General features: G+C 69.0%; 19 protein-coding genes and 3 pseudogenes. 15 read left to right on the plus strand and 7 right to left on the minus strand.

Annotation, left to right across the window (positions count from 1 at the left end; translation table 11 throughout):
* Window positions 1–367 precede the first annotated feature (367 nt).
* The 9 genes and pseudogenes from STRIP9103_RS03405 (at window position 368) to STRIP9103_RS03440 (ending at window position 7,140) form a co-directional block, all read left to right on the plus strand.
* Window positions 368–1,039, plus strand: a complete 672-nt coding sequence (locus STRIP9103_RS03405; RefSeq protein ID WP_009297597.1) for a response regulator — start codon at window positions 368–370, stop codon at window positions 1,037–1,039.
* Entirely contained in the window at window positions 1,036–2,154 is a 1,119-nt protein-coding gene (locus STRIP9103_RS03410) for a sensor histidine kinase (protein WP_009297643.1), read from the plus strand. Before STRIP9103_RS03405 ends, STRIP9103_RS03410 begins: the two co-directional genes overlap by 4 nt.
* A gap of 95 nt (window positions 2,155–2,249) precedes the next feature.
* Window positions 2,250–2,546 (plus strand): MarR family winged helix-turn-helix transcriptional regulator, encoded by a 297-nt coding sequence (locus tag STRIP9103_RS45850; RefSeq protein WP_234022101.1) that lies wholly within the window; start codon window positions 2,250–2,252, stop codon window positions 2,544–2,546.
* 104 nt (window positions 2,547–2,650) lie between these two features.
* Complete coding sequence (locus STRIP9103_RS03420; protein WP_158696844.1) at window positions 2,651–3,598, plus strand: AraC-like ligand-binding domain-containing protein; 948 nt, start codon at window positions 2,651–2,653, stop codon at window positions 3,596–3,598.
* Between the two features lie 116 nt (window positions 3,599–3,714).
* A complete protein-coding gene (locus STRIP9103_RS03425) occupies window positions 3,715–4,725 on the plus strand; it encodes a carbon-nitrogen hydrolase family protein (RefSeq protein WP_009297632.1) in 1,011 nt (336 codons plus the stop codon).
* A gap of 578 nt (window positions 4,726–5,303) precedes the next feature.
* Window positions 5,304–5,402: pseudogene (locus STRIP9103_RS53375) on the plus strand (amidase family protein); the annotation flags it as partial.
* Between the two features lie 121 nt (window positions 5,403–5,523).
* A complete protein-coding gene (locus STRIP9103_RS03430; protein WP_048819608.1) occupies window positions 5,524–5,856 on the plus strand; it encodes a hypothetical protein in 333 nt (110 codons plus the stop codon).
* A 43-nt stretch (window positions 5,857–5,899) separates the two neighbouring features.
* Window positions 5,900–6,379: a nucleoside deaminase gene (locus STRIP9103_RS03435; RefSeq protein WP_009297645.1), complete on the plus strand. Its 480-nt coding sequence runs from the start codon at window positions 5,900–5,902 to the stop codon at window positions 6,377–6,379.
* Window positions 6,380–6,609: 230 nt separating this feature from the next.
* Entirely contained in the window at window positions 6,610–7,140 is a 531-nt protein-coding gene (locus tag STRIP9103_RS03440; RefSeq protein WP_048819609.1) for a GNAT family N-acetyltransferase, read from the plus strand.
* A 189-nt stretch (window positions 7,141–7,329) separates the two neighbouring features.
* Here the strand turns inward: STRIP9103_RS03440 and STRIP9103_RS03445 are convergent, their stop codons facing one another.
* A complete protein-coding gene (locus tag STRIP9103_RS03445) occupies window positions 7,330–7,920 on the minus strand; it encodes a flavodoxin family protein (RefSeq protein WP_009297606.1) in 591 nt (196 codons plus the stop codon).
* Window positions 7,921–8,415: 495 nt separating this feature from the next.
* Here STRIP9103_RS03445 and STRIP9103_RS50520 point away from each other — a divergent pair, with 495 nt between their 5' ends.
* Complete coding sequence (locus STRIP9103_RS50520) at window positions 8,416–8,700, plus strand: CocE/NonD family hydrolase C-terminal non-catalytic domain-containing protein (protein WP_048819610.1); 285 nt, start codon at window positions 8,416–8,418, stop codon at window positions 8,698–8,700.
* 529 nt (window positions 8,701–9,229) lie between these two features.
* Here STRIP9103_RS50520 and STRIP9103_RS03455 read toward each other — a convergent pair.
* Entirely contained in the window at window positions 9,230–10,669 is a 1,440-nt protein-coding gene (locus STRIP9103_RS03455; protein ID WP_009297614.1) for an RICIN domain-containing protein, read from the minus strand.
* Between the two features lie 393 nt (window positions 10,670–11,062).
* Between STRIP9103_RS03455 and STRIP9103_RS03460 the strand changes: the two genes are divergently transcribed.
* Both STRIP9103_RS03460 and STRIP9103_RS53380 read left to right on the plus strand, forming a co-directional pair.
* Window positions 11,063–13,366 carry an alpha-L-fucosidase gene (locus STRIP9103_RS03460; protein ID WP_100243833.1) on the plus strand — a complete coding sequence of 768 codons (2,304 nt, stop codon included), beginning with the start codon at window positions 11,063–11,065 and terminating at the stop codon, window positions 13,364–13,366.
* Between the two features lie 132 nt (window positions 13,367–13,498).
* Window positions 13,499–13,753, plus strand: a pseudogene (locus STRIP9103_RS53380) (glycoside hydrolase N-terminal domain-containing protein); the annotation flags it as partial.
* Between the two features lie 97 nt (window positions 13,754–13,850).
* On the opposite strand, the pseudogene STRIP9103_RS51190 reads toward STRIP9103_RS53380, so the two are convergent.
* A pseudogene (locus STRIP9103_RS51190) lies at window positions 13,851–13,982 on the minus strand (MarR family winged helix-turn-helix transcriptional regulator); the annotation flags it as partial.
* 119 nt (window positions 13,983–14,101) lie between these two features.
* Here STRIP9103_RS51190 and STRIP9103_RS03465 point away from each other — a divergent pair.
* Window positions 14,102–15,067, plus strand: coding sequence for an alpha/beta hydrolase (locus STRIP9103_RS03465; protein WP_048819618.1), 966 nt, complete (start codon window positions 14,102–14,104; stop codon window positions 15,065–15,067).
* 182 nt (window positions 15,068–15,249) lie between these two features.
* On the opposite strand, the gene STRIP9103_RS03470 is transcribed toward STRIP9103_RS03465, so the two are convergent.
* The gene (locus STRIP9103_RS03470; protein WP_048819611.1) at window positions 15,250–15,888 is read right to left on the minus strand and encodes an NAD(P)-dependent oxidoreductase; all 639 of its coding nucleotides are present in this window, start codon (window positions 15,886–15,888) and stop codon (window positions 15,250–15,252) included.
* Window positions 15,889–15,952: 64 nt separating this feature from the next.
* Here STRIP9103_RS03470 and STRIP9103_RS03475 point away from each other — a divergent pair, with 64 nt between their 5' ends.
* Window positions 15,953–16,336, plus strand: a complete 384-nt coding sequence (locus tag STRIP9103_RS03475; protein WP_009297637.1) for a winged helix-turn-helix transcriptional regulator — start codon at window positions 15,953–15,955, stop codon at window positions 16,334–16,336.
* Between the two features lie 56 nt (window positions 16,337–16,392).
* Window positions 16,393–17,019, plus strand: coding sequence for a TetR/AcrR family transcriptional regulator (locus tag STRIP9103_RS03480; RefSeq protein WP_078613778.1), 627 nt, complete (start codon window positions 16,393–16,395; stop codon window positions 17,017–17,019).
* Between the two features lie 687 nt (window positions 17,020–17,706).
* Here the strand turns inward: STRIP9103_RS03480 and STRIP9103_RS03485 are convergent.
* The 3 genes from STRIP9103_RS03485 to STRIP9103_RS48225 form a co-directional block, all read right to left on the minus strand.
* On the minus strand, window positions 17,707–18,555 hold the full coding sequence (locus tag STRIP9103_RS03485; protein WP_009297594.1) for an alpha/beta fold hydrolase: 849 nt from the start codon (window positions 18,553–18,555) through the stop codon (window positions 17,707–17,709).
* 132 nt (window positions 18,556–18,687) lie between these two features.
* Window positions 18,688–19,503: an alpha/beta hydrolase gene (locus STRIP9103_RS03490; RefSeq protein ID WP_009297647.1), complete on the minus strand. Its 816-nt coding sequence runs from the start codon at window positions 19,501–19,503 to the stop codon at window positions 18,688–18,690.
* A 300-nt stretch (window positions 19,504–19,803) separates the two neighbouring features.
* Window positions 19,804–21,828 carry an ATP-binding SpoIIE family protein phosphatase gene (locus tag STRIP9103_RS48225; RefSeq protein WP_009297635.1) on the minus strand — a complete coding sequence of 675 codons (2,025 nt, stop codon included), beginning with the start codon at window positions 21,826–21,828 and terminating at the stop codon, window positions 19,804–19,806.
* Window positions 21,829–21,837 lie beyond the last annotated feature (9 nt).

Raw genomic sequence — 21,837 nt, forward strand, 5'->3', positions numbered from 1 at the left:
CCTGGCGGGGAGTATCCGGCAGGTGTCCGGTCCACCCCCGCCATCCGGCGGTTGAGTCCCCTGCCGGTTGGGGCGGCCCGTCACCGGATGTGAGGCGTCGGCCGGGAGAGGCCTGGCCCAGGAGCAGGGCGGCGTCGGAGGCGCTGAGCCGTCCTGGCGCGCCGGCTCGCCCTGCCGCGCCGCTGAGGATCAGCCCGTCGCCTGATCAAGGCCCCCCGTACGGCTGGAGCCCACCCCCCGGCCGGCGGGAGAGTCCGCTCGGCCGCCCTATGAGGCGCCCCCGCGTTCTACGGTCGAAGCGGTGACAATCGACATCGGCATGCGGACTGAACCGTACGCACCAGGGAGACGACGAAGTGGAACGCACGTGATCAGGGTCATGGTTGTGGACGACGAGGCCCTGGTGCGGTCAGGATTCCAGCTGATCCTCAACGCCGCCGACGACATCGAGGTCGTCGCGACCACGGTCGGCGCCCAGGCCGTCGACACGGTACGGCGGGTGGGCCCGGACGTCGTCCTGCTGGACATCCGTATGCCCGACGTGGACGGACTGACCGTACTGGGGCAGATACGGGCACTGCCGCAGCCTCCGGTGGTGGCGATGCTGACCACATTCGACGCCGATGAGTACATCCTCACGGCGCTGCGCTCCGGCGCGGCCGGCTTCCTCCTCAAGGACACCGAACCCGATCAACTCGCCCAGCTGGTCCGCTCGCTGGCCGCGGGCGGGGTCGTGATGTCACCGAAGGCGTCCCGCGCCGTCTGGGAGAGCCACCCCAGGGCTGCCGCGGTCGACGACGCCGAGGCCGCCCGCGCCGGACGGCTCACCGAGCGCGAGCGTCAGGTGCTCGTGCTGGTCGCGGAAGGACTCTCCAACACCGAGATCGGCACCCGTATCCATCTCAGCGCGGGCACCGTCAAGGACCACGTCAGCGCGATCCTCACCAAACTGCGCGTGGGCAGCCGCGTCCAGGCGGCGCTGCTCGCCCAACGGGCCGGCCTGCTGGACGGGCCCGGCCGGTCGGAGCCGGGGCGATGACCGCGCCCAGCGGATGGTGGGCCAAAGTCCCGGCGCCCGTCCTCGACGCCGTAGTCGTCGCGATCGCGGCGGCGGACGTCTGGCTCAACCTGGAGGACGCCTCCCCCTTGGAGACGGCGATCTCGGCAACGGGTTGTGCTGCCCTCGCGCTCCGAAGGCGCTTCCCCCTCGCCGTCTTCGTGTGCACGCTCCCCGCCAGTCTCCTGCTGTACATCGTGTTCGCACCGTTCGCGGCCCTCTTCACCCTGGCGGAGCGGTCCCGTAACCGCCGTCTCCTCAGCGCGTGCGCCGTACTGTTCGCCCTCGCCTCCGCTGCCCCCTGGCCCCTGAACAACGCCGGCCCGGACGAGCGCACATGGATCCTGGTCTACTTCTTCTACACGCTCGCCACCGCCGCGGCACCCGTCCTGCTGGGCCAACTCGTCCAGGCACGCCGTGATCTGGCCCGCAGGCTCGTCGAGATCGAGGAAGCACGCGAGCACGAGCAACTGCTGTACTCCCAGGCCGTGCTCGCTCGCGAACGAGCCCAGCTTGCCCGCGAGATGCACGACGTCGTCTCCCACCAGGTCAGCCTGATCGCCGTCCAGGCAGGCGCCCTGCAAATCGCCTCCAAGGACCCCGATGGCAAGGAGCGTGCCCGCACCATCCGCACGCTCAGCGTCGACACCCTTGACGAGCTGCGCCACATGGTCACTTTGCTGCGTGCCTCCGGTGGACGGGCCACCGAACTCACCCCGCAACCGACCCTCACCGACCTCCACAAGCTCGTCACCACCAGTGGCATCGACACCGACCTGACCGGTGAACTCCCGCCGGACATAGCCACTCCAGCGCAACGAGCCGTGTACCGCACGGTGCAGGAAGCCCTCACCAACGTCCGCAAACACGCTCCCGGTGCCACGGCGACGGTTTGCCTCTGGCACAACGTCGAAACCTTCGGCGTGACAATGACCAACACCCCGCCCACACGCCCCTCCCTTCCGCTGCCGGGATCCCATCAGGGCCTCATCGGCCTCGGGGAGCGTGCCGAACTCCTGGGCGGCACCCTCGCCTCCGGACCCACCTCCGACGGGGGTTACGAGGTGATCCTGCGGATCCCGACCCGCCCGCGCTGACGGGCAGCGTGCGGAGGAGGGCGCCGCTGATCTTCCAGGGCCCGCCTCGCGAAGGTGTCAGTAGGGGTCAGCCGAGGCCGTCGATGGAGTCGACCGTGCACCGGCCGCGCGGGTGGTCGTGGCCCGGGTTCCGGGTGCTGTTCGCGATCGGGCTGTCGGGGCCGGTCGAGGTGAAGAAGGTCGCGGAGCTGTCCGGCATGAGCCGCGCGGCCGTGTCCGCCTTGGTGGGCACGTTGGAGAAGGCCGGCCTCGTCAGCAAGGAGCCGGCGCACAACGAACGCGAACAGGAGTGGGCGGGCTCGCTCAGCGAGGACGAGGCGCGCACCCTCATCGACCTGCTCGGCAAGCCGACCGCGCACTCCACGCACTTCGACGCCCGGCACCGGGCATGACGGGTGCGGGAGTCAGCCCCCAGCGGTCTTCCGCGGACTTGAACCTCGAGGACGACACGGATGCGTTGACACCGGAGAAACAACCGCCGAACATACTCGGCCATATGGGAGTCCTCGTCGCCAAGAACCTCGATGAATGGGCCCAGGTCATCAGCGAGAGCTTCGTGCCGCTGGCACTCGGCTCCGTGTCCGGGTCCTTCCACGGTTCAGTGCGCTCCAGCGCAATGGGGCCCGCCGCCACTCTTACCGAGGTGCGCACGCACGGCCCCTCCGTCGTCCTGCGCTCGAACCGCCTCGTACGCGCCGAGCCGCGTGACGACTACCTGTTCTCCCTGCACCTGGACGGAGAGAGCACCGTCGTGCAGGACGAGCGGGAGACGCTGCTGCCGCGCGGCGGCGGAGCGCTGTACGACACGTCGCGGCCGTACGAACTGCGGTTCCCGACCGGCACGCGGCAACTTGTGCTGCAGATGCCCCGGGACCAGCTGCGCGCCCGGATGGGGCGGGTGGAGGACGTGTGCGGGCGCGCGCTGCCCGCCGGTCACCCGACGGTCCGGGTCCTGGCCGCCTACGTGCGGGAACTGGCCGACACCAGCGACGGCCTCACCGACGACCAGCGAGCCGAGCTCGGCCTCACGACCGTCGACCTGATGGCCACCGCTCTGCGCGCGATGGCCGGTGAGGGTTCCGGTGTGCCCACCGGGAGAGCAGCCCTGCTCGCCTCGATGCAGGCATACGTCCGTGAGCACCTGGCCGACTCCTGGCTGACCCCCGAGGCCATCGCCCGCCGCCACCGCGTCTCCCTGCGGCACACGGCCGAGGTGTTCGCCGCGGACGGTACCTCGCCCGCGGCCTTCATCCGCGCCGAGCGGCTGCGTGCCGCCCACCGCATCCTGACCGATCCCCGGTATGCCGCCCTGACGGTTGCCGCCGCCGCGGCCCGCTGCGGCTTCACCGACCGCACCACCTTCACCCGCGCCTACGTGCGAGCCTACGGCCAGACGCCTGCCGAGGCGCGGCGCCGTACGAGGCAACCGTCGGCCGACCGCTGACGCATGCCCTGCGCGCGCTGCGGAAAACGCCGCACGCCGGTGCGCGCAACGCCGCAGCCCCGCTGCCGCGGGCCTCTACGGTCGGAGCACTTCGCCAACGCTTCAGGAGGCCCGCAGTGCCGACCACGTACCGTGTCGCCGCCGTTCAGGCCGAGCCCGTGTGGCTCGACGCCGATGCCACCGTCGAGAAGACCATCGGCCTCATCGAGGAGGCAGCCGCCCAGGATGTCGCCCTGGTGGCCTTTCCCGAGACGTGGATCCCGGGCTACCCGCTGTTCCTGTGGCTGGGGCCGGTCGCCGGCCAGATGCCGTACATCGCCCGCTACCACGCGAACTCCCCGACCGTCCGTGGCGAGCACATCACCGCCATACGGCAGGCCGCCCGCCGCACCGGCGTCACCGTCGCTCTCGGCTACAGCGAGAAGGACCACGGCAGCCTCTACATGGCCCAGACCCTCATCTCGCCGGACGGCGGCGTGCTCCTGCACCGCCGCAAGCTGAAGCCCACCCACGTCGAACGCAGCCTCTTCGGCGAGAGCGACGGTAGCCACCTCAAGGTCGTCGACACGCCGCTCGGCCGGCTCGGCGCGCTCAATTGCTGGGAGCACCTCCAGCCGTTGAACAAGTACGCGATGTACGCGCAGCACGAGCAGGTCCACATCGCCGCGTGGCCCGCCTTCGGCCTGTACAAGGGCATCGCCTACGCACTCGGCGCCGAGGCCAACCTGGCCGCGACGCAGACCTACGCCCTGGAAGGGGGCTGCTTCGTCATCGCTCCCACGCAGGTGATCAGCGAGCAGTGCATCGAGACCTTCGCGACCACCGACGAGCAACGCGCCCTGCTCACGGCCGGCGCCGGCAGCTCCCGCATCTACGGTCCCGACGGCAGCCCGCTGGGCAAGCCGCTGGACGAGCATGCCGAGGGCCTCCTCGTCGCCGACATCGACCTCTCCCTGATCGACCTGGCCAAGAACGCCGCCGACCCCGCCGGACACTACGCCAAGGCCGATGCCACCCGCCTGCTGCTCGACGACCGGCCCAAGTCCGCCGTCCTGCGGCCCGGCGAAACGCCGGGACCGTATTTTCCGGACCTGGACGAGCCCGCGCCGGAGGACGCCACCGTCTGACACGGGATCGTCCGATGCCCTGAGCGTCCATGCCTGCGGCCGGGCACGTGTGCCGCCCCCACTCCGCGGCCTGTGAGTCGCGCCGGACCAGCCTGAGTCGATCGTCGGCCGGCCGGGCGGCCCGCGGTAGAACGCGTCGGTCACGTCGTCCAGGGGCGGGCGGCGTTCCAGAACTTCCCGCGCACCACACCGGCGAGCGTTCGTACGCGTACCTGGCCCGAGCCGCTGCCGTGTCCAGTGGTTGAATGGGGGAGGCACATGGGGCGGCATGGGGCGGCGGGGCCGACCGGCTGCCGGGCTGCAGCGCCGAGGAGGCCGTGGGGCCGGATCAGGCCGGATCAGGTCGGGTCCGCCGCCCGGGCAGCCGACCGGCGTCTCGCCCGCGACGGATCTCGCGCACCCCGGCTCCGCGGTGTGCCGATCACTCTCAAGGACCCGATCTTGACGGCCCCCAGCCATGTGCTCTCCGGCCATGCCGCCGCCGTCGCCGGATGCGTAGGCCTGGCACAGGCTCGGCGAGAGCGGCATGGTCCTGCTCGGCCACACCCATACCTCGCCTGTGACGCCACCACTGATCAGTGCGGCAACCTTGGCGGCCCGACCGCACGCCCGGTGGCTCGGACAGGGGCTCGGCGGCAGCGGTCGCCGTCGGCATGGCAGCCGCCGCCGTGGGCACCGACACGCGGGGGCGACGAGGTACTTGGCCAAGTAGACCGGTTCCCCGGCCAGGTCTCCCACGGATCCGACGACGGCTGGACCGGTCCCGTCACGCTCGGCCACCTCGCGGGAGGCGCGGTGATGTTCGCCGTCATCAACTTCACCGTGGTCATCCTCAGCCAGGACACCAAGATCGGCTACGGGCTCTCCGCCTTCGAAGCGTCCCTGTTGTATCTGACGCCCGCCGCGATCATCGGTGTTTTCGCGACCCCGCTGTCCGGCTGGCCGGCGAACCGGACGGGCTGGACCCTGCTGCGGGCGGGCCTCGGCGCCGAAGCCCTGCACCGCGAACCCCAACTCCCCTCACCGGTACGGGACATCACGCCCATGGGCGGAGCCGCACACTGCCGCGTGGTCCTCGAAGCGGACCCCGGCAGCGGCGACCACCTCATCGAGCGCCTGCGCACCCTCTGATACGCCACGTACCCCGTATCCATCAAACAGGAATGGAACCACCTTGCCCTCCCTCTCCCCCCAGGACGAACGACTTCTGGCAGACGCCATCGACCTGGCCCAGCAGGCACGGGACCACGGCAACCACCCCTTCGGTGCGCTACTGGCCGGACCCTCCGGCGAGGTGCTGTGCCAAGCGGAGAACACCGTGGTCACCCAGAACGACATCACCAATCACGCGGAACTGAACCTGGTCAGCACGGCGTGTCGCACCCTGACCGTAGAGCAGCTCGCCACGGCCACCCTCTACACCAGCACCGAGCCCTGCGCCATGTGCTGCGGCGCCATCTACTGGAGCAGGATCCCGCGCGTGGTCTACGCCCTGGGCGAGGACGAACTGGCCGTCCTGGTCGGAGACAGCAGCGAGCTCGTCCTCCAGCTCCCCAGCCGCCAGGTGTTCGCAGCCGGATCGCCCAAGGTCGAAGTCTCCGGCCCTCACCTGTACGACGAGGCCGCGGCAGTCCACCGGGATTTCTGGACGTAGAGCGCCCGGCGAGCGCCGGGCACCCCGAACGACGCCCGGGGGCAACGGGACCGCGCTGCTTTCCACTCCCACACGTCATCCGCGACGGCGGCGCCGGACGCATGTCCGGCGTGCGGCGTCTTCGGGTCCAAGGACTCCTCGTGATGTCCTGCCGGCCACCGGTAATGTGCGCCGCCTGGGAGTCCGGATAACCCGTTGATCGAATCGCCGTCGACCGGTAGCAATGCCGGATGATACGTGGCGAAAAGATCGGGCTGCGGGCCCGGCACGAGGCTGACGTCCCGGTGCTCCATGAGGGACTTTACGACGATGTGGTGAGCTGGTCGCGCGCCGACTCCCGCCCTTGGCGCCCCATAGGGCCAGGGTCGGCCCAGTCTCCCTTTGCGGTGCCTGAGCCGTCGGATGACGCAGCAAGTTTCTCGGTGGTCGAACTTGAGTCACACGCGCTGGTCGGTGAAGCTCTGCTCTGGGGTATTGACGCCCACAACAGGGTGGCCCACCTGGGCATTTCCTTACTCCCCGCTTTTCGCGGCCAGGGGCTCGGGGCGGACGTCGTCCGTGCGCTGTGCGAATACGGGTTCGTTGTGCGCGGGCTGCAGCGGCTTCAGGTTGAGACCTTGGCAGACAACATCCCCATGATCAAAGCAGTGGCGAAGGCTGGATTCAGGATCGAGGGCACTCTACGGTGCTCGACCTGGGTCTGTGGATCATTCGTTGACGAAGTCGTCCTCGGCCTGCTTGCTCATGAATGGGCTGTGTAAGGAGCGGTGTCGAAGGTGCTCCGGCAAGCCTTCGGAGTGTTGAGCGGTGCGGGGGCTGCGCCACCTGAAATGCCGGAGGCCCCGGACGTCTCCGGGGCCTCCGGCCTGGGCTCACTGGCCCGCCACCTGAGTTCCCTGGCTTCGTGGGCGCAGGATGATTCCGTCCGTGCGGAAGCCGAGGATGTGTGATCAGGCGGCGCGCGCGGTACGGCCGGCCACCCACGTGGCGGCGGCGTCCGCGACACGGCGGCCCAGTGCCTCGGCGGTGGCGATGTCGCTGGCGGTCACAGCCTCGGCGCCCTGGTCCGCGTTGGACTGAGCGGCTGCACCCAGGAAGAAGCCGAGCCTGTTGAGGTCGTTCTCGCTGCCCTTGGAGGAGTTCCAGCCGCCGTGCATGCCGAGCGCGATCCAGTGCATGCCGTGCTGCGACGCCAGGGTCGCGAAGTACTGGAGGGTCGACTGCTTGTCGCCCGCCTTGGAGGCCGAGTTGGTGAAGCCGGCGGCCAGCTTGTCCTTCCACGCCTGTCCCATCCAGCGCTTGGAGGTGGCCTCCGCGAAGCCGTGGAAGACGGTGCTGGCGGTTCCCATGTAGGTCGGGGAGCCGAAGATGATCGCATCCGAGGCATCCAGCTGCTCCCACTGGAGGTCGGTGATCTCGCCGACGGCGATCAGGTTCACAACGGCGCCGGCTTCCTTGGCGCCGCGCTGGACAGCCTCGGCGAGGACGGCGGTGTGGCCGTAGCCGGAGTGGTACGCGATGGACACGATGGGGGAGGTCACAATTGCTCCTGATAGGTGGAAAGGAACGCTTCGACATCCACCTTATGGGCGTTTCCGCAGGTAGCTTGGGTATGGGGCGGACGGGGTATGGTGAAAATCCGACACCAGCACGGCCTCGCACGCTGTTGACGCCCCGCTGTCGGTCCGCGACCGGGAACGGGAGGGTTCAAGGCCATCGCGGGACTGTTCGCCAGTCCGGCGTCGTGTGCCGGGGGGCGGCCGACAGGCGCCCTGCTGACGGGACGACGAAATGATCAGCTACGCCGCCTACGGCGAGGTCATGGCCGCCGATGTTCCTGGTGAGCGCACCGCGCTCGCGGGCGCCGTGCATAAGTCCCCGTGCCTCGGCATCGATCAGGCCCATCCGGGGCCCTGCCCACCGGCTACTTGGCGTGGGCCCTCTGCCGACTTGGGGTCGTCTTCCCGCCACTCGGCGGCGGTACATCCGACGGTCGACGGATGGGCGAAGGACGGACGGGCGTCCAGGCTGGGGGCATGGAACACCAGGTGTGCGAGATGAGTTGCCCGGTGGTGGACTGCCCTGCGACGAAGACGAAGTTCGCCGAACACGCCGTTGACCTGTGGTCCACCAGTTACGTCTTCCGCGCCGGCCACCGACTGCGCGTCCATGTCACCTCCAGCAGCTTCCCCCGCTGGGACCGCAACCTGAACACCGGCGAACCGGTCGACCGCGGCACGGACTTCCGCCCGGCTCGTCAGGAGATCGCCCATGACGCCGCACGGCCCTCCCGTATCGTCCTCCCCGTCGTCCGCGACTGACCCGGCCACCGCACACGAGGATCGCCCGTCCTCCCCTCGGATCCCGGCCGAGGAGTCGGCGTGAGTGAAACGTCCCGGGTCGTTGCGGAGTACGGTGACCCGGGTGCGGGGCGTGGGCGCCCCTCCGCGGCCTGCTCGAACGTCTCCGGGCAGCCGACCGCCTCGATGACGACGTCGACGCCGAAGCCGCCGGTCAGCTCATGGATCGCCTCGACGGGGCGGCGGCAGGTCGGGCTGTCGCCTCGGCGGACAACCCGATCCGGTCGAGCGTGCCGAGGCCGAAGTGAAGACGACCTCGTCCCACGGCCGTGCGACGTCGGACTCGATCATCTGTGCGTCCAACGCAGCCCCCGACGACCGTCGGGGGCGTTGTCGAGGTCGAGATGTCCGACGTGATGATGTGGGGGCCGATGTCTGAGGCCACGACGCGGCGGCGGTCGGCCCACGCGCCCAGATCGGAGCCGCCACAACCGAGCGGGTCACAGGTCGGCATGAGACCGCCCACGGCACCCGCCTGGCTTGTCTCCGGTCAGGCGGTCACACGCTGGATCTGCTGGTTGGTGCCGGTCCCGCAAGGCCACTGGATGAGGCGGGCGCCGTTGGCGGTGGACGCGTTCGCCACGTCCAGGCACTTGCCGCTGTGCCGGGCCACCAGCTGGTAGTAGCCATTGCCCTGGTCCCGGAACATCCACTGCTGGTTGGTGCCGGTGGTGCAGCGGTACTGGTTCACGTAGGCACCATCTGCCGTGGAGGCGCCCGCGACGTCCAGGCACTTGCCGCTGTGCTGGGCGAGGACGCGCACGTAGCCGTCTCCCGCGTCCTGGAGCCGCCACTGCTGGTTGAGGCCGCCCGTGCAGGTGTACTGGATGGCGACCGCGTTGTCGGCGGCCGAGTTGTCGGACACGTCGAGGCATCTGCCGCTGTGCCGGGCGAGCAGCTTGTAGTAGGGGCCGCCGCCCACCCCACTGATCGTGCCGGCGTCGGTGTCGATGGCAACTTGCGGGTACCACGGCAGGTCCACGGTGGTGTTGGTGGGGAAGGTCAGCGGGAGCCAGACGTACTGCGAGTCGTTGACGGTGCCGCCCATGGAGTTGCCCCAGCGGTCGCCCATGTACAGGTACGAGGTGCCCTGAGTGCCCTGGACGGGCAACACGAACGCGGTCTGGGAGCCGTAGGCGGTGTCGTCCCCGGCGTCGGTCATGGTGGTCCAAGGACCCGTGATGCTCGTGGCGGTCGCGTACTTCTGCTGGTTGGGCTTCCAGCCGCTGTTGCCGGAGGTGAGCATGAAGTAGACGCCGTTCCGCTTGAACAGCGCGGGAGCCTCGCGGAACGTGCCCGGCCAGGGGTTGGCGACCAGGCGGTCGTAGGAGGTGTAGTCGGCGCTCAGCTTGAAGATCTGCAGGTCGGCGTTGTTGTTGGCGGAGGTGATCTGGTAGGCGGTGCCGTCGTCGTCCTTGAACAGCGTCATGTCGCGGGACGTGGTGCCGGTGGGCGGCCGGAAGCTGCCCTTGTAGGTGTAGTCGCCGTCGACGGTGTCGGACACGGCGACGGCGGCGCGGGCCTGGGTGTAGTCGCTGCCGTTCTCCTTGTGCATCCACATCACGTACTTGCCGGTCGTGCTGTTGTAGATGACCTTCGGTCGCTCGATGTTGGCGACGGCGAGCTCGGGGTCACTGCTCTGCGTCAGGACGTTGTTGCGGAACTCCCAGGTCTTCAGGTCGGTCGAGCGGTAGACCGAGACGGCTTTGAAGGTGTTGTCGGAGTTGCGGTTCTCGCCGAACCAGTAGTAGGAGGAGCCGACCTTGAGCACTCCACCGCCGTGGGCCTGCACTACGGCGCCGGCGGTGTCGGTGAACTGGGTGGCGTTGGTCACGGTGACCGGGGCGGCCTGAGCGGGCGATCCGGTGACCAGCAGGGCGAACACGCTCGTCGTGGCGGCCAGTATGAGCGTGAGGGTGCGTCGGAGCATCGGGTTCCTCAACGACGGTGCTGAGTTGTCTGTTTGGTTGTGTGCGGTCCCGTTGATTGACGGTAGGAGCGGGGCATGGCCGCGTCAAGGGCAAGAAGTCCGATGTCTGTGAATCGCTGGTCTCCTGCTTGCTCAAGCGGGCCTTCCGCTTCCGTTAAATCTCGTCCAACCACTGGACGGAAGCTGACCTTTGAGTCCTTAATACATCCAGCGTCATCCCGGCGCGGTGCGTGTCTTCCGTGTGGTTCCCCGGCGCACCCGCTATTCATCGGATGACTCACCCGATCTGTTCGGTCCGAATGCTGAGCCGCAGCACGGTCCGTACTGTCCTGTGGACAGTCAGGAGAGAACCCCTTGTCAGAATCGCTCACTCGACGAAGAGTGCTGATGGGTATGGCGGCCATGACGGTTGCCGCCGTGGTCACGCCAACCCTCGCGGCGGCCTCCGCCGAGGCCGCCACCTCCGCCTCCCAGCCCCTGCCTCTGGCCCCGCTGCGCATCCCCAAGACCGACCTGGGCCTGGAGCAGCAGCCCGACACAAAGGTCCAGTGGCTGCAGGACGCCAAGCTGGGAATGTTCATCCACTGGGGTGTCTACTCGGGCCCCGCCAAGGGCGAGTGGTGGATGCACAACGCACCCGTCACTCCCGCCGACTACCAGAAGTACGTCACCGACGCGACCAGCGAGCAGTTCACCGCTGACGCCTACGACCCCACGGCGTGGGCACAACTGGCCAAGGACTTCGGCGCCAAGTACACGGTGCTGACCACCCGCCACCACGATGGCTTCGCCCTGTGGCCGTTGAACCACCCGAACAGCTGGAACTCGGGCCAGGCGCCCCTCAGCCGCGATTTCGTCAAGGACTACGTCGCGGCCACCCGAGCGGCCGGGCTGAAGGTCGGCCTCTACTACTCGCCCATCGACTGGCGCTACCCCGGCTACTACGACGTGTACGGCACCAACTGGGCGACCAACCCGTGGGGCTACACCACCGATGCCGCGCACAAGGAGAACGCGCGGATCATGAAGACCGAGGTGTACGAGTCCATCAAGGAACTCGTCACCCAGTACGGCGTCATCGACGACCTGTGGTGGGACGGCGGCTGGCTGGCGGAGAAGGGCGGCGACGCCGACGCCGCCTTCTTCTGGGAGCCCGGCCAGTTCCGGGACACGTCCAACCAGTGGCCGGTGGACTCCACTTACGGCGAGACCGACAGCAGCGGCAAGCCGCTGGGGCTGATGGGCATGGTGCGCGCGCACCAGCCCGACATCGTCGCCACCTCGCGCTCCGGCTGGATCGGCGACTACGCCAGCGAGGAGGGTCCCTCCGTCCCGAGCGGGGCCATCCGCACCGGCAAGGTCACCGAGAAGGTCTTCACCGTCGGCACCACCTGGGGCTACAACTCCGACGGCAAGGTCATGAGCTACAGCACCGCCATGAACATCCTGGTCAACTGCTGGATCCGGAACATGACGGCCATGGTCAACATCGGCCCGGACCGGCACGGCACCGTGCCCTCCGGGCAGGCGAGCCTGCTGCGCCGGATCGGCTCCTTCATGACCACCTACGGTCAGGCCATCTACGCCACCCGCGGCGGCCCTTGGAACCCCGTGGACGGCAAGTACGGCTACACCTGCAAGGACAGCACCTTCTACGTGCACCTGCTGCCCGGCTACAGCGGCACCAGCTTCACCACCCAGCCGATCGGGGACGCCCAGGTCACCCGTGTGTTCGACGTCGCGGCCGGCACCGACCTGCCGTACACCGTCGGCTCGGACGGCACGGTGACGATCACGGGCATCAACCGCACCCGCAACCCCGAGGACAGCATCGTCGGTGTCACCCTGGACCGGACGGTGCAGCCGGCCGACATCGCCTCGGGCCGCTCCGTGACGGCGAGCAGCCAGGAGTCCTCCAAGGGCAACACCGCGGCGAAGGCGGTCGACGGCTCCACCACGACGCGCTGGTGCGCCAACAGCTCGAACACCGGGGCCTGGCTCACGGTGGACCTGGGGTCGACCAAGGCGGTCACCGGCGCGCGGATCGCCTGGGAGTTCGACGCCACGAACTACAAGTACAAGATCGAAGGCTCCACGGACAACACCACCTGGACCATGCTGGCCGACCGCACCGGCACCACCAGCACCAGCCAGGTGCAGGCAACCCTGTTCAGCGCCCAAGTCCGCTATGTGCGGGTGACGGTGACCGGACTGCCTACAGGCGTCTGGGCCTCCATCCGCACCCTGGAGATCTACGACCGCCCCTTCTCCGCCGACCTCGGTACCTACCGGCTGGTGAACCGCAAGAGCGGCAAGGTGATGGACATCAGCGGAGCCTCCACCGCCGACGGGGGAACTGTCATCCAGTGGCCGTCGACCGGCGGCACCAACCAGCAGTGGAAGCTGCTGCCGAACACCGACGGTTCCTACCGGCTGGCCAACGTCAAGAGCGGCAAGGTCCTGGACAGCCCGGGCGGCTCCGCCCAAGGCGCCGCTCTCGACCAGTGGGCCGACACAAGCAGCAGCAACCAGTGGTGGCAGCTTGTGCCCGCCTCCACCGGCTACTACCGGATCGTCAACGTCGGCAACGGCTGGTGCGTCGACGTCAAGGACGCCTCCACTGCGGACGGCGCCTCGATCATCCAGTGGCCCAACACGGGCGGAACCAACCAGGAATGGCAGCTCGTCGCCTTGTAGCCGGCGATGCGCGAGAGGGCCGGTGCCGCGCCGCACCGGCCCTCGGCCTCCCATGCCTCCGGCCGCCGCGCGGCCCCCGCCTTCTCCCTCGAACGCAAGGGAGCGTGCGCCATGGGCCACCTCGAATTCCCGATGGACCGCAGACGATTCCTGACCGCCGCCGCGCTGACGACCGGTGCCGCCGCACTGCCCGGAGCGCCGGCTGGTCGGGCATCCGCCGCCGTACCGCCCCAGGTCACCCTCCCCGACCGCGGCATTTACGACACCACGGCCGCGTCCGCGTGGACCGACGGCTTCGTGACCGGCAACGGCGAGTACGGCGTCATCCTGTACGGAGCCCCCCCGCTGGAGAAGGTCATCCTCAACCACCACCGGCCGCACTCCGCCAACACCCAGGCCCGGGTACCGTTCCTGAAGGGCCCTCACCGTGACCGGGCGGCGGAACAACTCGGTGCGAGCCCTGCCCGACGATCTCCTGCGAGAACGAGTGATCAATGCCCAGCGACTGTCCCCCGTCGCTCACGGAGATTGAGTCCTGCTCCCAGAGGAGGAGCATCACCAGGTACTGCGGGTAGGTCAGCCCGAGCGCATCGAGCAGAGGCCGGTAGCGGGTAGTGCCCTCAAATTAATTAGTTGTGTGCGACTTAACCGGGCACTGCTCTTTTGTCGTGCCACCGTTCCTGACCAGGACTACCGTCGGGAGTGCGCCTGCGGCACCCGCACCAGGAGGTCGCCATGACCGACACCACCGCCCGTCCCGTTCTCGAGCCGGCCGCCCAGTCCTTCGTCGAGGCCACCGCGAACCCGCCGTACCTGTTCGACCTCGGTCCGGTCGAGGGCCGCAAGACCGTCGACGAGGTCCAGGCCGGCGCCATCGCCAAGCCGGGCGTCGACGAGGAGTGGATCACCGTCTCCGGTGGCCCCACCGGCCAGGTCCGCGCCCGCGTCGTCCGCCCCGCCGGTGCCACCGGCACCCTCCCCGTGATCATCTACATCCATGGCGCGGGCTGGGTCTTCGGCAACGCGCACACCCATGACCGCCTGGTGCGCGAACTCGCCGTCGGCACGGGCGCGGCCGTGGTCTTCCCCGAGTACGACCTCTCGCCCGAGGCCCGCTACCCGGTCGCCATCGAGCAGAACTACGCCGTCGCCCGCTGGATCGTCACCGACGGCGCCACGAAGGGCCTCGACGCCACCCGTATCGCCGTGGCGGGGGATTCGGTCGGCGGCAACATGAGCGCCGCGCTGACCCTGATGGCCAAGGAACGAGGAGACGTGCCGCTGGTGCAGCAGGTGCTGTTCTACCCGGTCACCGACGCGGCCTTCGACACGCCCTCCTACCACCAGTTCGCCGAGAGCTACTTCCTGCGCCGCGACGCCATGCAGTGGTTCTGGGACCAGTACACCACCGACGAGAAGCAGCGCGCCGAGATCACCGCGAGCCCCCTGCGCGCCCCGGTCGAGCAACTGCGCGATCTGCCCCCGGCCCTCGTCATCACCGCCGAGGCCGACGTTCTGCGTGACGAGGGCGAGGCCTACGCCAACAAGCTGCGCCAGGCGGGTGTGCCCGTCACCTCGGTCCGCTACCAGGGGATCATCCACGACTTCGTGATGCTCAACGCCCTGCGTGAAACCCACGCCGCAGAGGCCGCGATCAATCAGGCGATCGCCACCCTGCGCACGGCCCTGCACGCCGACTGACCTCTCTCACCCCGGGGAGTTCGAACGCCTGGACGGGCCGGTGGATCGGCTGCTCGGCCCACCGGACGCCGTTCACGAAGTCGGTGCCCACCCGCAACAGGTCGACTTCCTGCACCAAGCCGTCGAAGCCGCGCTGGTGGATGCCATGGAGCGCGGCAAACGCGGGTCGGTGCCGGACGTTCTCAGTTGGCGACCGCCAGATGCATGCGGTGATGGGCCGGCCGATCGATCTCGTCCACGACGGCGACCGCAAGGTTGGAGTGGGTGATCCCGTCGCTCCAACTGCCGTGTTCGGCAACGCGGTAGTGGCCTGAGCGCCCACCGCCGGTGAAGTTGCCGGAGGGGCTGAGGTAGAGCCAGTCCACGTCTGCCCCTTCGGTGCGTAGGATCTCCAGACCCAAGGCGTGGCTCCGGATGAACGGGCGGGTCTCGTCCGGGAAGAAGGGGGCATCGGCGAGCAGCACTCCCGCTGCGTCACGCAGGATCGCCATCGTGCCGACGATCACGAGCCGGCGTGTGCTCGACGTGCGTGCCGCGGCGAGCAGGGCGCGAGTGGAGGCGGTGTAGAAGGCATCGGAGTCGGTGCCCGGGTTGTACTGGGTCGCCGTGCTGATGATGTTGTCGTGGCCCTCTACGAGGGCCAGCACCTGCTCGGCCTCCATTATGTCGCCCGCTTCCACCCGGGCTCCGTCGGTGCGCAGTCCTGGATGTCGGGCCGGGTTGCGCACCGCGGCGGTCACCTCATGGCCGCGTCGCAGAGCCTCCCGGACGACCAGTCGTCCTACGTTGCCACCAGCACCGAAGATCACTGTCTTGGTCATGTCGCCGAATCTAGGCAACAGTTGAGTATCACGGCTGATACTGCCCTGCGGTAGCGTGCCCCATATGACAGAACCGCTGGACCCGAACATGTTCGAGGAACTGTGTCCTTCGGATTTCGGTCCGATCCGGTTCGCGGACAAGTGGGCGCCCCTCGTCCTGCAGTGCCTGGAGCAGGGCCCCCGCCGATTTTCGGAACTGCGCGTCCCCATGCCCCGTATCACCCCGAGAATGCTCACCCGTACACTCCGCACGCTGGAGCGGGACGGGATGGTCTCCCGTACCGTCAACGAAGAGGGCGCGCTCCAGGTCCACTACGCCCTCACCCCGCTGGGCCGCAGTGCCCTTGCTGTCTTCGCAGTCGTCTCCGCCTGGACGGAGAAGCACTGGGACGACTTGCTCCGGGCTCGCGAGGCATACGACGCTGCGACAGTGATGAGCGGTACATGACTATTCCGCGGTCGGGGTACTGGGCAACTGCTGGCGACTGAGCGCTGATCGAGCCCATGTCTGGTCAGCTGTGTGAAAAGAACGTTCTGTACCATGGGTGTGTGTCGAACCTTGTGACTGCATCAGGACGTCGGCCGACGGCGCGGGAGCGGCTGCTGAGCACGGCGAGCCGGCTCTTTTACACCGAGGGCATCCGGGCGGTCGGTGTCGACCGCATCATGGCTGAGGCGGAGATCGCCCGCGGCACGTTCTATCGGCACTTCGAAGGCAAGGACGACCTGGTGCGGGCCTACCTCGAGGCGAGGGACCAGGGCATTCGCGACCGTGTGGGTGCGGTCAGGGAAGAGATCGCCGACCCCTCTGTCTTCCTTCAGGCCATGGCGCGCGGAATCGGGGAAGAACTGTGCGGCGCGGGCTTCCGCGGATGCCCGTTCATCAACGCGGCCGCCGAGTACCCGGAGCGCGACAGCGTCGTCCATCAGGCGGTACTGACGCACCGGGCCTGGTTCCATCAGATCCTCCAGGACGCCTTCGAGCAAACGGGTGCGCCTGACCCCGCACGCTCAGCCGATGCCATGGTGGCCATGCGTGACGGAGCAATGGTCGCCGGCTACCTGAGCGATCCGCAGAAGGCCAAGGACACCCTCGTGCACGGCGTCACTGCTCTCCTGGCCGCACCCTGACCGACTGGTTCGATCGGCAACGCCGAGCGCGGCCGGCCAGAGTCGGTCCGCAGAGGCCGCGCCGCTTGACCAGCCCGCCGCCACGCGCTGGTCGACCATCCCCGCCAACAGGCGACCGGCCCGGGCCGGTACGGCTCTCCGGTCACACAACTCGTCGACCGCGGAGCAGCCGAAGCCGGACGCCTTGAGCTCCAGTTTGAGCCAGTACCTCCAGCCGAGGCGACAGCGCACCACCTCGTCGGCCTGCCGGTCGGTGAAGCTGCGCGGGCGACAGCCCGCGGCGTCCGTTCGCCGGATACCGTCGGCGAAGTCCTCGTCCGTGAACAGGCCATCCAGCCGGTCCCGCCCGCATCGCCGCCGTGCCGCGCGGACTGTTCGCTCGCCATCCGCACCGTCAACGGTGGAATCAACCGGCGCGGGATGGAATCAACCGGCGCGGCGGAGAGGCATCGCCATCGTGGCCGTTCCTCCGATCGTCGAATCCACCTCGCTCAAAGCGGCACGCCAAAGCGGCGCTGGAGCCGGGGCAGACCCGGGCAGCAACACGTGGCACTGCGAGCACAGCCCCAGCCCTGTAGCCGACTGGCAAACGGTGCTCACTACGGATGGGCGGTTCTCGGACGCTCAAGGACGTCCGGCCCCCGCCCGTTCAGCAGGGGGCGGAGGCCGGTGGTGGAGGAGGCCGGTTCACTTGGTGGTGGCGGCCTTCTCCACGATCCTCGTCACGGCGCCCGGGTCGGTCAGCGGGACGGCGTGCGGGGCGTCGATCTTGGTGGTGTGCGCGTTGGCCCGCGATGCCATGAACTGCTGGGCGGCAGCGGGGATGGTGTGGTCGTCACCGGCGACGAGGTACCAGGAGGGGATCGTCTTCCAGGCCGGAGTGCCGGAGGGCTCCCCGAAAGCCTGCGCGGTGGCGGGCCGCTGGGTGGCGGCCAGTTCCGCGGCCCTGGCCTTGCTGAGCTTGTTGCTGAGGAACACGTCGCGGAACTTGTCGGCCTTCAGATACAGGTCGATGCCCGGGGTGCCGTTCGACTGGGTGAAGGGGACGGCGTTCAGCGCGGTGGGCACGGGCGCCTTGGGGTTGTCGCTGAGGTGGCTGCCGGGGAACTTGGAGTTGAGGGCCAGGGCGCTCTCACCCTTGTCCGGGGCGAAGGCGGCGATGTACACGAGCGCCTTGACGTTCGGGTTGCCGTTGGCGGCGTTGGTGATGACGGCGCCGCCGTAGGAGTGACCTGCCAGGATGATCGGGCCGTGGATCGTCTTGAGGTAGTCGGCCAGATAGGTGGCGTCGCTGCTGAGGCCGCGCAGCGGATTCGCGGGGGCGGCGACCCGGTAGCCGTCGGCCTGCAGACGCTTGACGACGCCGCTCCAGCCCGCCGCATCGGACCAGGCGCCATGCACGAGGACGATCGTCGGCTTGTCGCCGGAGCGGGTGTCGTCGTCGGGGTCGGCCGAAGCGATCGTGGTGAGGCCTGCGGCGAGGGCGACGACGGCTGTACCGAGGGCGGCGAGACGGACCGGGCGGTTGTTGAGCATCGTGCGTTTCCTTGTGCTGTGAGGTGACGGACAGACGGATCCGCTGTCCGTGGGGATGGGCGTGGGGCGGCACCGGTCAAGTAGTGGAGCCGCCCCGGGCGGCCTTGGGGACTGCGTCGGCGGACGGTGCTGTCAGACGCGGCTGAGGTCGTGGTGGGCTGCCCAGCTGAGGGCGTAGTCGGCGACCTCTTCCCATCCGTCCTGGCCGAGGGTGAAGTGGGAGCGGCCGGGGAACTCCTGGTAATCGGTGATGGCCGGGGACTTGCGGTACAGGCGCCAGTTGGCCTTGTTCACCTTCGCCGGCACGATGTGGTCGGCCCCGCCCGCGATGAACAGCAGGGGAGCGCGCCGCCCGTTGCGGAAGTCGACCTTCGTCGCGGCGCGGGGGTTGAAGTTGGCGAGTGCGCCCTGGAAGAGCACGCGGGCCGATCCGGGCACCTGGTAGCGCTCGTAGACGGCGGCGGACTCCTGCTCGCTGAGCGTGTTGGTGAAGCTGTAGTGGAACTGCTTCGGGGTCAGGGCGATGGCCTTGTTCTTGTTGGCGGGGTTGCCGATCACCGGCCAGACCGACTTCACCGTGGAGTACGGCTGCGGCAGGACCCCTTTGACGGGGGCCGAGCCGATGGCGACGCCGGCACGGCCCAGGCCCCGGTCCAGCAGCACCTGCGTGATGGCCCCGCCGAAGGAGTGCCCGATGATGATGGGCTGCTCGTCCAGGCCGCGGATGACCTCCTCGTAATGGGCGATCACCTCGCGCAGGCCCACCCCCGCGACGCGGGAGGGGTCACGCCGAATCTCTTCGACCTCGCCGTCGAGGCCCGGCCAGGCGGGGGCGATGACCCGGTAGCCCTGCGCCTGGTAGCGGTCGATCCATTTCTCCCAACTGCGCGGGGTCATCCAGAGCCCGTGGATCAGTACGACGGTGCGGGCGGGCGAGGTGTCAGTCACCTGAACTCCAGAATGAATAGAACGTTCTGTTCACTCCAAAGTAGGTCGGGATCGATGCCCGGTCAAGCGCGGCAGAGGACGACTTCGTCGCATCTCGACCGCAGACGCCGTCGTGGCGGCCTCGGCGACCGCTGTTGGCCTGACGGACTGGCCGTGCGGCGACGGGCCTTTCGCGAGCACATCCGGACGCAGGTCGCCGAGTCGTTCGCGCCGAGAACGACATGCCGCGACCGCGAACCCTGAGGGCATCTGGTCACCGCTGTGATGCGGCATCACGTTGGCAAGGTCGTTCGGCGAGGGTCAGCCGAACATGCTCTCCGGAGTGCCGTCCCCGTCCGAAAGGTTCTGCTCCGCCCAGATGATCTTGCCGGTCGTTGTGTAACGGGTGCCCCAGCGGTGGGTGAACTGCGCGACGAGGAACAGACCACGGCCGCCTTCGTCCGTGGTGCGGGCGTGCCGCAGGCGAGGTGAGGTGCTACTGCCGTCCGAGACCTCGCAGATCAGGACGTCCTGCCGGATCAGACGGAGGCGGATGGGCTCCGCCCCGTAGCGGATGGCGTTGGTGACCAGCTCGCTCACGACGAGCTCGGTGGTGAATGCCAGGTCGTCCAGTCCCCACGCCGCCAGTTGCGCGCCGGTCAGGTTGCGCGCGTTCGCGACCGCCGACGGTTCGGGGGGCAGGTCCCAGGAGGCGACCTGGTCCTGGCCGAGAGCGTGGGTGCGGGCGAGGAGCAGAACCACGTCGTCGGACACGGGACCGCTCAGCAAGGTCCCGACCACGTCACCGCAGACCGCGTCCAGCGTCGGACCGGGACGGGTGAGGGCGGTGCGCAGCCGGGAGACCTCCTCGTCGACGTCCCGGTCGCCGCACTCGACGAGACCGTCGGTGTACAGGGCGATCACCGTGCCTTCGGGCAGTTCCAGCTCCGCGGATTCGAACGGCAGCGTCCCCAGTCCCAGGGGAGGCCCCGGCGGCAACTCAGGAAAGGTGACGGTGCCGTCCGGCCGGACGAGGGCCGGCGGGAGGTGACCTGCGCGAGCCATCGTGCACCGCCGGCTCACCGGGTCGTAGACGGCGTACAGACACCTGGCTCCCATCGCCGCGACGGCATCCGCCTCCTCCCCGCCCCGGCTGTCCTGTTCCACGAGGCTGATGACCAGGTCGTCCAGATGAGCCAGCAGCTCGTCCGGCGGCAGGTCGAGGTCGGCGAGCGTACGCACCGCCGTACGCAGCCGTCCCATGGTGGCGGCCGCGTGAATGCCATGACCGACCACGTCACCCACGACCAGAGCGACCCGGGCACCGGACAACGGGATGATGTCGAACCAGTCACCACCCACACCGAGTGAGACGCCCGCCGGAAGGTAGCGGGATGCCACTTCCACCGCGGTTCCTCCGGTCAGCCCGTGGGGCAGGAGGCTGTGCTGCAACGCGAGGGAGGCCGTGCGCTGTGCCAGCTCCATGGACAGGACGGTGGCGCCGTGCTCCAGCGCGATCTGCTCCCGCTCCCCGGCCGTCCCGGCGGGGTCCATCAGCACGAGTACGCCGAGTACGTCGGCGCCTGGGCTGGCGACGGCCATGAGCCTGTCGCCCTCTCTGACCGGCCGGCCCTCCCGCAGGGCCTGGCGCAGTATCCGGTCGCGCCGACTCCGGGGATCCTTCGGATACGGCTCCGGACGGCCCGGCCCCGCCCAGGCCCGCAGATTTCCGTGGCGGTCCTCGACGGCGACGGGGCGGCCGGTGAGCTCGTGCACGGCGCGGGCGATCCCTTCCTGCCCCTCACCGGCCACGGCGACCCGGGTCAGCCGTTCATGAATGCCGATGGTCCGTTCCAGCGCTGCGACTGCCTCGGCCAGCGCGGCGTTCGCGCCCCGCAGGTTCTCGGCCGTCGTCCGCTCCCTCGCGTGCAGCCGGACGTTCGCCAGGGCCACCCCGGTGTGCTGGACGAGCACACGAAGCAGGAACTGTACGGCCTCGGACGGTGCCTCCTCCGCGTCCACCACGCAGTAGCCGATGTGCTCCCGAAGGCAACGCAGCGGCAGTCCCCAGCCCCACGCCCGGCCAGGAACGGTGACTGCCCCGCCGGCAGGCCCCAGGCCACACAGCTGCTCCTCGACGCGGAGCCGTGTCTGTACCGAGGGAAGATGCGTGAAACGGTCCTGCCACTTCCCGCCCAGGTACACGCCCACCATGCGGCAGGGGCTGATCGAGCGGACCGACGTCGTCGCGAGGCCGAGGATCTTTTCCTCACTGTCGCTCTCGGTCATCACCATCGAGAGCATGAGAAGCCCGCGCAGGTTCGACAGCTGATCGCGCAGCTGCACGTCCCGGGC

Origin of the sequence: Streptomyces ipomoeae 91-03 (genome assembly GCF_000317595.1) — a bacterium.
In the GTDB taxonomy this organism is placed as follows: Bacteria; Actinomycetota; Actinomycetes; order Streptomycetales; family Streptomycetaceae; genus Streptomyces; species Streptomyces ipomoeae.